This is a genomic window from Chitinophaga flava (assembly GCF_003308995.1).
Taxonomy (GTDB): Bacteria; Bacteroidota; Bacteroidia; order Chitinophagales; family Chitinophagaceae; genus Chitinophaga; species Chitinophaga flava.
Genome location: NZ_QFFJ01000001.1, coordinates 3,265,579 through 3,278,890 on the forward strand (window position 1 = coordinate 3,265,579; position 13,312 = coordinate 3,278,890).

General features: G+C 46.1%; 14 protein-coding genes. 8 read left to right on the forward strand and 6 right to left on the reverse strand.

The window, feature by feature from the left end; genetic code table 11:
* Positions 1-41: 41 nt before the first annotated feature.
* A complete protein-coding gene (locus DF182_RS13085) occupies positions 42-326 on the reverse strand; it encodes a hypothetical protein (protein WP_113616047.1) in 285 nt (94 codons plus the stop codon).
* 361 nt (positions 327-687) lie between these two features.
* Between DF182_RS13085 and DF182_RS13090 the strand changes: the two genes are divergently transcribed.
* Positions 688-1,581: a hydroxypyruvate isomerase family protein gene (locus DF182_RS13090; RefSeq protein WP_113616048.1), complete on the forward strand. Its 894-nt coding sequence runs from the start codon at positions 688-690 to the stop codon at positions 1,579-1,581.
* 120 nt (positions 1,582-1,701) lie between these two features.
* Entirely contained in the window at positions 1,702-3,162 is a 1,461-nt protein-coding gene (locus tag DF182_RS13095) for an amino acid permease (RefSeq protein WP_113616049.1), read from the forward strand.
* Here the strand turns inward: DF182_RS13095 and DF182_RS13100 are convergent.
* From DF182_RS13100 to mqnC, 3 genes are all read right to left on the reverse strand, one after another.
* Positions 3,159-3,701, reverse strand: coding sequence for a GNAT family N-acetyltransferase (locus tag DF182_RS13100; protein WP_113616050.1), 543 nt, complete (start codon positions 3,699-3,701; stop codon positions 3,159-3,161). The genes DF182_RS13095 and DF182_RS13100 overlap by 4 nt on opposite strands.
* A gap of 147 nt (positions 3,702-3,848) precedes the next feature.
* Positions 3,849-4,475 (reverse strand): hypothetical protein, encoded by a 627-nt coding sequence (locus tag DF182_RS13105; RefSeq protein WP_113616051.1) that lies wholly within the window; start codon positions 4,473-4,475, stop codon positions 3,849-3,851.
* Between the two features lie 169 nt (positions 4,476-4,644).
* The gene (gene mqnC, locus DF182_RS13110) at positions 4,645-5,769 is read right to left on the reverse strand and encodes a cyclic dehypoxanthinyl futalosine synthase (RefSeq protein WP_113616052.1); all 1,125 of its coding nucleotides are present in this window, start codon (positions 5,767-5,769) and stop codon (positions 4,645-4,647) included.
* A gap of 159 nt (positions 5,770-5,928) precedes the next feature.
* Between mqnC and DF182_RS13115 the strand changes: the two genes are divergently transcribed.
* The 6 genes from DF182_RS13115 to DF182_RS13140 all read left to right on the forward strand — a co-directional run bounded on the left by DF182_RS13115 (position 5,929) and on the right by DF182_RS13140 (position 11,710).
* Positions 5,929-7,134 carry an aspartyl protease family protein gene (locus DF182_RS13115; protein ID WP_245957432.1) on the forward strand — a complete coding sequence of 402 codons (1,206 nt, stop codon included), beginning with the start codon at positions 5,929-5,931 and terminating at the stop codon, positions 7,132-7,134.
* 13 nt (positions 7,135-7,147) lie between these two features.
* Positions 7,148-8,059 (forward strand): aspartyl protease family protein, encoded by a 912-nt coding sequence (locus DF182_RS13120; RefSeq protein WP_113616053.1) that lies wholly within the window; start codon positions 7,148-7,150, stop codon positions 8,057-8,059.
* A gap of 93 nt (positions 8,060-8,152) precedes the next feature.
* A complete protein-coding gene (locus DF182_RS13125) occupies positions 8,153-9,391 on the forward strand; it encodes a M16 family metallopeptidase (protein ID WP_113616054.1) in 1,239 nt (412 codons plus the stop codon).
* Positions 9,392-9,427: 36 nt separating this feature from the next.
* On the forward strand, positions 9,428-10,708 hold the full coding sequence (locus DF182_RS13130) for a M16 family metallopeptidase (protein WP_245957433.1): 1,281 nt from the start codon (positions 9,428-9,430) through the stop codon (positions 10,706-10,708).
* A 117-nt stretch (positions 10,709-10,825) separates the two neighbouring features.
* Complete coding sequence (locus DF182_RS13135) at positions 10,826-11,221, forward strand: lysozyme inhibitor LprI family protein (protein ID WP_113616056.1); 396 nt, start codon at positions 10,826-10,828, stop codon at positions 11,219-11,221.
* Between the two features lie 81 nt (positions 11,222-11,302).
* The gene (locus tag DF182_RS13140; RefSeq protein ID WP_113616057.1) at positions 11,303-11,710 is read left to right on the forward strand and encodes a lysozyme inhibitor LprI family protein; all 408 of its coding nucleotides are present in this window, start codon (positions 11,303-11,305) and stop codon (positions 11,708-11,710) included.
* Between the two features lie 15 nt (positions 11,711-11,725).
* Here the strand turns inward: DF182_RS13140 and DF182_RS13145 are convergent, their stop codons facing one another.
* Both DF182_RS13145 and DF182_RS13150 read right to left on the reverse strand, forming a co-directional pair.
* On the reverse strand, positions 11,726-12,865 hold the full coding sequence (locus tag DF182_RS13145) for a formimidoylglutamase (protein WP_113616058.1): 1,140 nt from the start codon (positions 12,863-12,865) through the stop codon (positions 11,726-11,728).
* Positions 12,866-12,985: 120 nt separating this feature from the next.
* On the reverse strand, positions 12,986-13,234 hold the full coding sequence (locus DF182_RS13150; protein WP_113616059.1) for a hypothetical protein: 249 nt from the start codon (positions 13,232-13,234) through the stop codon (positions 12,986-12,988).
* Positions 13,235-13,312 lie beyond the last annotated feature (78 nt).

Genomic DNA, 13,312 nt, shown 5'->3' on the forward strand with positions numbered 1-13,312 from the left:
CAAACCACCGTTCAGATCACTAAATCAATCCATTAGTAAAACTACTCCATAGACACAGCTCTTCTGCTGGCCCATATCCGTTTTACAACCCATGCGATGGTGAAAGTGGGAATAAAATCCGTTCCCGGGAATAACTCTTCAATGAAGTTAAAGGCACTACCAAAAGTACCAATGGAGCCACCAAACATTCGGTAAAAAATAAAGGCAGAAATCGGGGCCCAGATAAGATCACTGACTTCTCCCAAAACTGGTACAGTATAGCTGGCACAACCAATCAGGTCCATCAGGATACAGATCCACAAACTAGGGGTATACTTCTTTTCCATTTTTTTCAACCTCCGCTTTTCTATGCATAAACAAATTACTTACCAAAAAGAATTCCTGTTGTAAAGGTAGCATTTTCAGGGCGTGTACACATGACAGGGAAATACGAAAAATGAAAAAAATGCATATTCCCGCGACAATCTTCCCCGGAAAATAAGCCCCTGCTCCCCATCATGCACATCCCCAACAGGAGCCGGTCTCACCCATCTTCCTTCCTCAGAAACATCACTAACATCAACACTTATTGCAGTTAATGTTGAATTCGCTCATCAGAAGCATCACAAATATCAGCATTCATCACAGTTGGTGTTGAAAATACGCTTATTTTCCATTAAATTCATCCCACTTAAAAGCACTCCTTATATGCACGAGGACAACTCACGCCGTAACATGATCAAAAAAGTAGCGACTATGGCACTGGCATCCACCGCGTTATCATCCCTCACCGAAAGGGTATCCGCTCACGACAAAGCTGTTGGTGAGCCATTAAAAGGAAAAATCAACCACTCCGTATGTGCGTGGTGTTACGACATTCCACTGGACGACTTATGTGTGGCTGCCAAAAAAATCGGCATCCCTTCTATCGACCTGGTAGATCCCAAGGACTTTGCTATCCTGAAAAAACATGACATGACCTGTGCCATGGTGGCCAGTAATGGTAAGGAATGGGGTATTACCAGAGGTTTCAACAATCCGGCTCACCATGATAAACTGGAAGCCTACTTCAAACATTATATCGACGAAACAGCCAAGGCCGGTTTTTCCAACCTGATCTGCTTCTCCGGCAACCGTAATGGTCTCAGCGATCAACAAGGCATTGAAAACTGTACCAAAGGACTGCAACGCATTATCGGTTATGCAGAAAAGAAAAAAGTGACCCTCGTGATGGAATTGCTTAACAGTAAGGTAGATCACCATGACTATCAATGCGATCATACCGCCTGGGGTGTGGCACTGTGCAAATCAGTAGGCTCCGCAAACTTTAAACTGCTGTACGATATCTACCACATGCAAATCATGGAAGGTGATGTGATCCGCAATATCCGCGACCATCATCAATATATCGCACACTACCATACCGGCGGTGTTCCTGGCCGTAACGAAATCGACGAAACCCAGGAACTGTACTATCCGGCTATCATGAAAGCCATCTATGAAACCGGTTTTAAAGGTTATGTAGCACAGGAGTTTATTCCTTCACATGCTGACAAGCTGGCTTCTCTGAATAACGCCATTCATATCTGCGACATTTCATAACATACTGATATATAATCATTTGGTTATTCGGAGAAATATCCGGGTAACCAAATGTTCCAATAACCAAATGTTTTCCTACTTTTGCGCCCAATTAGTCCACCAAACAAGTAGAGTATTCAAATGAAACAATTTTACAAAAAACCGTTGTCCTGGCTACTACAGGAATCAGGCGAGGAGGGGAGTCATAGTCTCAAACGCTCCCTGAGCGGGTTTCAGCTCGTCATGCTGGGATTGGGCGTAATCATTGGTGCAGGTCTGTTTTCATTGACAGGGCTGGCCGCGGGCAACAACGCAGGTCCTGCTGTTACTTTGTCCTTTATAGTAGCAGCCATCGGTTGTGCCTTTGCCGGTTTGTGTTATGCAGAATTTGCTTCCATGATCCCGGTGGCAGGGAGTGCCTATACATATGCCTATACCACCATGGGAGAAATATTTGCCTGGATCATAGGCTGGGACCTGGTACTGGAGTTTTCCGTAGGGGCAGCCACAGTATCTATCAGCTGGTCTAATTACCTCGTTGAATTCCTTTCCGGATATGGTATTTATCTGCCACCACGGCTGGTACATTCTCCTTTTGAAACAATTACGCTGCCGGGTGGAGAAGTTGTACATGGCCTGTTTAACCTTCCGGCGGCATTAGTCGTGATACTAATGTCCTACATCCTGATGCGCGGTACTAAAGGTTCTGCTATCTGGAATGCAGTGGTGGTATCGCTGAAAGTAGGCGTGGTATTGGTATTCATTGCCCTGGGATGGAAATATGTGCAGCCCGCCAACCTGGTACCTTATATCCCTAAAAACACCGGTGAGTTCGGGCATTTCGGATGGTCCGGCATACTTCGGGGCGCAGGCGTAGTGTTCTTCGTATTTCTGGGCTTTGACATTGTGAGTACGGCTGCACAGGAAACCAAAAATCCGAAGCGCAACATGCCCATCGGCATACTAGGCTCTCTCGCCATCTGTACAGTATTGTTTATTGTTTTCTCCCATGTGATGACGGGCCTCGCACCTTACACTGAGTTTAAAAACAGTGGTGCGCCGGTATCCGTCGCTATTGCCCATACACCTTACAAGTGGCTCGGACAGATGGTGGTACTTGCTATCATCATTGGTTATACTTCTGTAATCATGGTAGACCTCTGGGGACAATCACGCGTGTTTTACGCGATGTCTAAAGACGGTCTGCTGCCGAAAGTATTTTCGGAGATACATCCCCGTTTCCGTACACCATGGAAGTCTAATATTCTCTTCTGTGTGTTTATCAGTTTGTTTGCTGCACTGGTACCTATTAAGGTAGTGGGAGAGATGACCAGCATCGGTACACTGCTGGCTTTTGTGATTGTATGTGCTGGTGTGTGGATCATGCGTTATACCATGCCGGATGCACCCCGTTCTTTTAAAACGCCCTGGGTACCATTTGTTCCGATTATGGGTATACTCACCTGTTTGGGAATGATGGTATTCCTTCCGTTGGATACCTGGCTGAGGCTTATCATCTGGATGGCTGTGGGAATGGTCATCTACTACTGCTATGGCAGGAAACATAGCCGGGTGAGACGAACCACAGAGGCCGGTCATTAAAACTTCCAGTCTTTGCGCAATACGCCCATCACTACCATGTCTACAAACTGACCATGTAGTTTGGCGTTGTGCCGGAGAATACCTTCGCGGGTAAATCCCAGCTTGATGGGGATTTGCCCGCTGCGTTCGTTCTGCAGCACAAAACGGATTTCTATTTTATTGAGTCGTAATTTTTTGAAAGCATAGGTGATCAGTGCCCTGCAGGCCGCAGTAGCAATGCCTTTGCCCTGAAATGACTCCGCCACCCAGTAGCCTATTTCCGCTTTCTGAAGCTGATGATCCCATCCGTGCAGGTCCATCACACCACATAACTGCTCCTTGTACCAGATACCCAATGCTACTGCTTCCTGTTCTTCTGCCTTTCGCTGCATCATCTGAATGAAACGTATACTATGCTCCTCATTGGTGTTATAATCCACCCATGGCAGGAATTTGCGAAGATTTTTACGGGAAGCATCCAGCTGCTTGTACACCAGGGGCGCATCCTGCAACTGTAGTTGCCGCAGGTATATATCTTCATTAACGGGTACCTCTAACATAGCTGGAAATAATAAATGGGGGATAAACCTACGAAGAAAATTACGAATTTCGAAGTTATTGATAATGAATCACCCATAAAAAAGTTGAGCAGATCAATAATTGATCTGCTCAGCACTTTCACACTTCATTTGTCATTACTGCATTGATTAGTTCCTGGCCAGTAACTGCCTTTTCGCCATATCTTTTACCACCTGCTGTGCGTATAAAACGGCCATTCTTTCGGTGGAAGGGGGATCAAAAGATTGTGATTGTACAGAGTATAACAACTGTCCGCTTTGCAGATCATACAGGTTACCTTCCCATTGATACTTTGTATTATAGGTGATATAACCCGGAGAATAATAGGTACCGTACCAGCGGGAATAATAAGGCCAGAATCCATAATAACCGTAAGGAGAATAGGCATATCCAGGCACGTAACTTCTTTCTCTGCCTTTATCCACCATTACAATAGTCAGCACCTGACTAACATCGCTACCCTGCAGCTTTCTGATAGCCTGCTTTTCACCCATTTGCATAAACTGTCCGGGACCGAATTCCTGTAATGCAGAAACAGCATTATACCCTCTTTTTCTGAACTCGGAAACGGTGAAGTTTTCCATCTGACTTCTGAGTGCCCGGCTCCTTTCAGGAACCAGCGCCATCACCATTATTTTTTTGTCGCGTTGCAGTTGCGGTGCATCCTTGGCCCTCCAGGAAGACGTGATCTTCGTACTACAGGCAGCCATCGCCATAATCACCAATCCTGATAATATTAAACCCAGCTTTTTCATGGTTCCCTCCTTTGTTTTGATGAGTTACATCTGTTAGACGTAGGAAAGAATAAATGGTAACAGCCACTAGATAGTTTTAACAATTCTTTATAGGATGATGACAGGCAGAAAAACAAAAGCCCTGTCAGCATTCCGTCTGACAGGGCTTTTGATATTAAAAACAATTCGCTTAGTAATTGATTATCTGCTCTTCAATATTGGCAGGTATCTCTCTGAATTGATACAACTGGTTGCGCAGCTGTGGTTCAAAACCGGCTTCTTTGATAGCTTCCTGCATAGAGCGGTAGGTGAAGCGGTGAGGTGCACCGGCAGCGCTTACCACGTTTTCTTCGATCATGATGGAACCGAAGTCGTTGGCGCCTGCATGCAAACAAAGTTGTGCAACCTGTTTACCTACGGTGAGCCAGGAGGCCTGGATATTTTTGATATTAGGCAGCATGATACGGCTCATAGCGATCATGCGGATATATTCTTCTGAAGTGGTCATGTTATGTACACCGCGGATTCTTGCCAGCAGGGTATCTACATCCTGGAATGTCCAGGGGATAAAGGCGGTGAAACCGTAGTGACCTTCCGGTTTTTCGCTTTGTACCTGACGGATGTCTACCAGGTGCTCAAAACGCTCCAGTACTGTTTCTACGTGGCCAAACATCATGGTGGCAGAGGAAGCGATATTCAGCTTATGGGCTGCACGCATCACGTCGAGCCATTCCTGGGCGCCACATTTGCCTTTGGAGATCAGCCTGCGCACACGGTCGTTCAGGATTTCGGCGCCTGCTCCGGGAAGGCTGTCCATACCGGCTTCCTGGAGGGCACGCAGCACTTCGATATGGGTGCTTTTTTCCAGTTTGGTGATGTGTGCTACTTCCGGGGGGCCCAGCGTGTGCAGACGCAGGGTAGGGTACAGTTTTTTCAGTTCACTGAACAGGTTGGTATAAAAGCTAAGCCCCAGCTCAGGATGGTGACCACCTTGCAACAGCAGCTGGTCGCCGCCAAATTTCAGGGTTTCATCGATCTTGCGTTTATACTCCTCTATATCGGTAATATATGCTTCGGCGTGGCCGGGTATGCGGTAAAAATTACAAAACTTACAGTTGGCTGTGCACACGTTGGTAGTGTTCACGTTTCTGTCTATCTGCCAGGTCACCTTTCCATGCGGCACCTGTTGCTTGCGTAACTCGTTGGCAATGTGCATCAATTCTGCCAGCGGTGCATTTTCGAACATGAATACACCTTCTTCTGCTGTCAGAAACTCAAACTGCTGTGCCTTTTGGTATAAATCCTGAAGTTCCATATGCTGTTTTTCTAGTCACTAAATAACCCGACAAAGGTAGTATATCGCACAATAACAGCGGGTAATAAAAATATTTTATATGTACCATATTTAACATTAAATTTAGGTAAACGATCCCCTTGCATCTTCTGTATGCCTAAACCAAATCTGTTACTTGCCATGCTGCTCACTATCGCAGCTACCGTTGCTTTCTCTCAGCCGGTACTTGCCGGAAATGCCACCTCTGAGCATGATAGTACCCTCGCCTCTATGCCAGTCGCCCGCTTTAAATTCAAGCAATATTATGGTGGCGTTGTAGTTATTTCAGGTCTGCTTGATAACCTGCCGGATACCCTGCAGTTTATCCTCGATACCGGCAGCGCCGGCATATCGCTGGACACGGCCACCTGTATACGACTGGGTATCCAGCTAACGCCTACCGACAAGGTAGTGAAAGGACTGGGAGCCGCCAAAATCGTGTCTTTTGCCATGAACCGAACCCTCAGACTACCCGGCCTTACCATCGACAGCCTTGACTTTCACGTTAACGACTATGAGCTGATCAGCCAGGTGTACGGGATACAGGTAGATGGTATCATCGGATACAGTTTTCTGAGCCGGTATATTGTCACCGTAGATTATGACACAGAAGAAATCATCGTTTACTCCAAAGGGCGTTATAACTATCCCAAAGGTGGGCAACTGCTAAGACCCTCCCTCACACAAATACCGCTGATTACAGCCCCCATGAGGAGTAACAAAAGAACTGTCAACAACCGCTATTATTTTGATACCGGTGCCGGTATGTGCCTCCTGATTTCCACACAGTTTGTGAAAGACAGCGCCCTGCTCAGCAATCACCGCAAAAGCAGGAAGATCATCCAGACAGAAGCCCAGGGCCTCGGCGGCAAAATGCAGATGTCGCTCACCACAATACCGGAGTTCCGTGTTGGCAGCTATTCCTTCCGCAATGTGCCGACTTATATCTTCGATGATAAAACTAACGTCACCGCCTATCCGTTTCTCGGCGGCATGATCGGCAACGACTTGCTACGCCGGTTTAATATCACACTCAACTACGCCAAAAAGGAAATATACCTGATGCCCAACACCCACTTCAAAGACATGTTTGATTATTCCTATACAGGGCTGATCATCTATCTTATCGATGGAAGGGTGGAAGTTACCGACATCATCAAAGGATCACCTGCCGAAAAAGCCGGTTTCCGCAAAGGGGATATCATCCTGGCTATCAACAACAACCTGGGTGCTAACCTGCAGCTCTTCCGCGAAATGCTTAAAAATATCGGCACCAGAGCCACCATGCTTGTTGCCAGGGATAAAGAACTGTTAATTAAAAAGTTGCCAATAAAAAGCATTCTTTAGCGTTATTTGCAGCATGTGGCGTTTTCTAGGAACCGTAGTAATCATATCCTTTAACACCTTCATGCCTGCTTTTGCACAACGAAGAAACACAACACCGGCAGAAGATAATACCAAACCGGCGGCTGTTATTCCTTTTCGCATGGTAGACAAACATGTAGTTATTCCTGTAATGCTGTCCGGTAGTACAGACACCCTTCATTTTGTGTTTGATACCGGCGCGGAAGTCACCATCCTGCATGAGCATGTGGCGCAGAAGATGCGTATCAACAGCGGACATCAATCCTTCATGAGCGGTACCAACAACGCCATGATCAAAACCCTGGTGGTAACACTCAATGCATTATACCTGAAAGAGTTGCGCATTCCCTATGTGAAGGCTTACCTCGAAAATCTCAACGATATCGGACAGATAGATGGTGTGATCGGAGTAGATCTGCTTAAACTCTACATCGTTAAAATTGATTACCGGCAACAACAGCTGGTACTGTACCGTAACGGCAAAACGCCCATAGGCAATACCGGCCGCCTGCTGCATTTTCAGCTCAACTACACCACTCCTGTAGTAGATGCAGCCATCCAGCTACCAGATGGGCGGAATCTTCCCGGTCATTATCATATCACTACCGGCGGCGATTACGGCATCCTGTTTAACTGGCCTTATGTAGACTCCAACCGGATCAACAGTCTGCCTACTATCAACACAGACCGGGTACAGGATATGGTCAGGGTACTTTACTATATCAACAGCAGCATACCTTCCATGCAACTGGGCGGCAAAAGCATTCCCAATGTGCCTGTCAGCTATAGTAAAGACATTAACGATGTTGGTGTATTCACGGAAATAGCCGGCTCTATTGGTTATGATATCTGGAAACAGTTTACCGTTGTCATCAACTATTCAAAAAAAGAGTTGTACATCGAATGAAAAACCATTCAGTAAATCCTCCGCAATTCCTGCTCCGGAATGCACAACTCCTTGTTTTTTCCCCTATTTTTACTTTTACACTAATATTACATTATGATTCATTATAATAAATTTACGTTGGCTAATGGGCTGCGGGTCGTTGTTCACGAAGACCACTCCACACCTATGGCCGTATTAAACGTATTGTACGACGTAGGAGCCAGAGACGAAAACCCGGAACAGACCGGTTTTGCCCATTTGTTTGAACACCTGATGTTTGGCGGATCTGTTAATATTCCCGAATATGATGAGCCACTGCAAATGGCAGGAGGGGAGAACAACGCCTACACTACAAGCGATCTTACCAACTACTATATCCAGCTGCCGGCTGAAAACATTGAGACTGCTTTCTGGCTGGAAAGTGACCGTATGTTATCACTGGCCTTCAGCGAAAAAAGCCTGGACGTTCAGCGGAAAGTAGTGTCAGAAGAGTTTAAGGAACACTATATCAACAAGCCCTATGGCGACGTATGGCATAAGATGCGTGAACTGGCATTTTCCACGCACCCTTATCGCTGGATGACCATCGGCAAAGAACTTTCCCATATCGAGAATGCCAAACTGGAAGATGTGAAAGCCTTCTTCTTCCGGTTTTACCGTCCTGTTAATGCGATCCTTTCCGTAGCCGGCAATGTGACCGTAGAACAGGTAAAAACACTGGCAGAGAAATGGTTTGGTGATATCCCTTCCGGAGAAAAATATAATCGTAACCTGCCGGTAGAACCAGCACAGGCGGAAGCACACAAACTGGAGGTAAAAACCAATGTTCCATTGGATGCACTCTACAAATGTTATCATATGTATCCCCGGGCAGACAAACGTTATTATGCGGCCGACCTGATCACAGATATCCTTGGTGGTGGCAGCTCTTCCCGTCTGCATCAGGTACTGGTGAAAGAGAAAAAGTTATTCAGTAATATTGACTGCTATCATTTCGGTAGCCTCGATGCCGGTTTGCTGACCATTGAAGGTAAACTGGTGAAAGGCGTTAAGATGAAAGATGCAGAGAAAGCCATTCAGGTGGAACTGGAGAAATTGCAGAACGAAATTATTTCAGACCGGGAATTACAGAAAGTGAAAAACCGTGTGGAAAGCCTGCTAGCATTTGAAGATATGAGCCTGCTCAATCGTGCCAACAACCTGGCCTTTTATGAGCTTTTGGGAGATGCCAGCCTGATGAACAAAGAATTTGAAAACTACGAAGTCGTAACAACCGCCGATATTCACAGAGAAGCCAAACTGCTCTTTGATGAAAAGAATGCCAACACGATTTATTATTACGCCGAAAACTAGGCCAGCCCGGCCTTTGCACGGCATAAATGAGACATTATGAACAGAACAATTCCTCCTTCCATTAAAGATGCAGTGGAGTTTGATATAGCGCTGAAGCCTTACGAACTATTTAAGCTGGACAACGGTATTCCCGTCTATGCCCTCAGATCGGAAGAGCAGGAAACACTGCAGCTGGAACTGGTATTTCCAGCAGGTTCCTGGTACGAAAGTGAAAGCCTGGAAGCCACGGCTACCAACTTTCTCATGAAAAACGGTACCAGTAAGCATACTGCCCTGGAGATCAACGAAACCATCGACTATCATGGCGCATACCTGAACCGTAATGCCTACCATGAAAACGCTACGTTTACGCTGCACTGCCTCTCCAAACATACAGAGGTACTGCTGCCTGTACTGCAGGAGGTCATCCTTGATCCTATCTTCCCGGAAGAAGAACTACAGCTCTATAAACAGAATCAGAAACAGAAGCTGGCTGTCAACCTGCAGAAATGCGATTTTGTGGCCAATCGTTTCATCGATAAATACCTGTTTGGTGAATTCCATCCCTATGGCCGTGTCAGCAGCATGATGGCTTATGATGCCCTGCAATCTGAAACATTGCGGGCCTTCTATCAGAAGCATTATACGTATAATAACTGCCGCATCTTTGTTGCCGGTAATATGCCTGCCAACATGATCGAATTGCTGAATAAATACTTCGGCAGCAGCCAATGGAACGGCCAATCCAGTCTGACCAAACTGGACCTGCCGATACAACCGGCAGAAGAAAAAAAATTCCGCATCTTCAACGATGAAAACGGGGTACAGGGTGCCGTTCGCGTAGCACGCCCTTTCCCTAACCGCTATCATCCCGACTTCCCTAAAATGCTGGTACTCAACACCATTCTGGGAGGATACTTCGGCTCCAGACTGATGAGCAACATCCGGGAAGAAAAAGGGTATACTTACGGTATCTATTCCCAGCTCTATAACTTCAGACAGGTAAGTGCCATCAATATCCAGACAGAAGCCGGAAGAGATGTGTGTGAAGCCACTATCGAAGAAGTGTACAAGGAGTTGCAAACCCTGCAAAACGAAATAATACCCCAGGAAGAACTGGACCTCGTGCGCAACTATATGGTTGGTTCCATCCTCGGTGACCTGGACGGTACCTTCCAGGTGATACAACGCTGGAAAAACCTGATCCTCAATGATCTGGACGAAAACTATTTCTACAATAACATTAAAACCATCAAAACCATCACTGCTGAAGAATTGCAGCAACTGGCAAAACAATATTTTTCGCCCGCTGATTTCTACGAACTAGTGGTGATCTGATGCTATCAGAAAATATACTGAGAGAACGTATCCTGCAATATTCCAAGGCAGGATACGTTTTTTCCGGCCGTCTGAAATCAACCAGAGTATCCGTATTCATCCTTAAACTATCACAATATGAAATCACTCTTTATTGCGCTGTTATTAATGGCCGGCAGCATTGCTGGTGTTGCGCAAACACAGGCAGAGATGAACAAACAGGCCGGACAGGAATACAAAGACGCTGATAAAAAACTGAATACGATATACCAGGAGATCCTGAAAAAATATACGGCCAACAAAACCTTCATCAACAATTTTAAAGAAGCACAAAGACTGTGGGTACAGCTTCGCGATGCGCAACTGAAAGCGATGTATCCTGAATCTGCCAAAAGTTATGGTAGCATGTTCCCGGCATGTAAATCCAATTATCTGACGGAGCTGACCAACCAGCGGACCGAAGCCCTCCGGGTGTGGCTGAACGGACTTCCTCCCGGCGAAACCTGCACCGGGTCTGTGGGAGCAACGCAGTAAGATCACACGGAAGTCATCCTTACAAATTATATCATATATTTATATAATAATTTTGCTATCTTTGGCGTTCACACAGCGCCTATGCGAAACCTTATCCTTATACTGGCGGTATTTCTGTGTAGTAATGCATATGCCCAGTCGCGCCAAACGGCCCTGGACTCACTGGAAATCCGTTATCAGCAATGCCTGTCTAAAGGCAGTAATAGTTACAGCTGTGCGCTTGTTTATTACAAGCAGCTCGACAGCCTTTTGCACAGTACCCTTCAGCGTCTTTATACCCAGATCGATCCGGGCAGGCTACGTGCCCTGCAAACCGAGCAGGGAGCATGGGAAGAGAAGCGGGAAGAATATTTCCGTAAGATAGATGAACGGGTAGAAAAGATGCATAAAAGCACCATGAACGGGCTTGATGATGACATGATCTCCACTGACAACAAAGCTGCCTATGTAAAAGACAGGGTTACGGCCCTTCTTGATATGCAGATTTAGTTGTATTCCGGCATACTACATTCTTTCCTGATGGCGCAACCAGCGTTCCGGCATTTCATTGTTGCTGGCCAGCAGGTAATCGTTGTAAGCACAGGGAACAAACTCCTGATCGGGTAGTTGCATCCACCAACGGCCGGTACGTTTGCTTTTCAGGAATACGGTTTCTATATCGGAGAAGGCTATATGAAATTCCCAGAAGGAGTCCCGGTCTTCGAGGAGTGCTTCTTTATTTTTCACAGAACGTCCGTCCATAAAGTACCACATCATCTGCGCAATCTGCCGTGCAGTCAGCTGTTCTTTGTCTTTCTCGGGGCGATAACCATAGATACCGAAGGAAGACAGGCGGCTGCTCATACCGGCATAACGGGTGAGAGAACAAGCCTCTTCGCCACTGAAGCCGTTGGGAGAGAGGTGGTTGGCTGGTGCATCTGTATGCCTGATAATATTGATATCGAGGCTGAACATATCGGAATGACGTAACACGGGTTCTGCTTCTTCTATGTTCTCCCGGATACGGCCGAGGCGGTAACAGTCGAAACGCAGTTTGTCGAGTGTTTCTAACATACGCGGATGTACGAAATAACTCTGGAAACCAAGATGATTATAATGACGGAGATAGTTAGGCTGTTCGGTAAGAATGTCCATCAGGAACCGTTCGCTGCGCAGAGAAGACTCTTCCTGCAGATCGATAAGTGCATCGGCTACCGTAGCTTCAATAATCAGCTGATGAGCCGCATAGGCCTTATATTGGGGATAGGTAAGATCATGTGAGCCACCCAGTATAATAACGGTTTTATTAGCCTGTACCAATTCACTAACCACTGTTTTCATGGCGGCATAGGCATCTGCGAGGAAAGCGCCGGAGCGGAGGTTTCCGACATCAGCCAGTTTGATATCACGGTGCCAGTTGTACAGGCGGAAAAATTCCCGGCGTATGGCATCGGGGCCTTGGGTACCGGTTTTGCCGGTGGCGCTGCCTCTTTCTTCTCCTACACCCAGCAATACGACATCAGCAGCATCCAGGTCCGGATGATGGTCTTCTTCATAAGCATCAATAACACCTCCTATCTGGAATGCATCATATTCCAGATCATCATTCAGAAATGCTTTGGAAACAGGTTGCAAAAAATCCTGCAGGTGCGAAAAATCTGCCATCACTTATTTGGGTTTGTTTGATGGCAAACGTACAACAAGAATTTAATAAAATACACAATGGAGCGATGAGCAGCTGGCATTGGCTACTTTGCGGGAATTGTGATGTGTGACGCGCTACTGCTAGTTACGATGGATAATAAACTCAAAAGGTTTATGTGCTTTGCGGGAAATTGCTTTTTCCAGCGCCGATCGTTTGCTGGTAATTCTGCTTTTGTTGCAATCTACTACTTCCATTACTGCGCACAGATAATCCATTGTTTCAATTAAAGACAACATCTCACTGATCTGCCTTACTGCAGACTGGATCTGCTGCTCTGTGTACCTATCTTCATGTAGCAGGATTAATAAATCTCTATCTACCGGTTTCATGAAAAAAATTTTGACTGTTCCCCGAAATATTGTTTGGCTAGGTTTTCATGGGATAATCCAAAAAGATAAGGTAAAAAT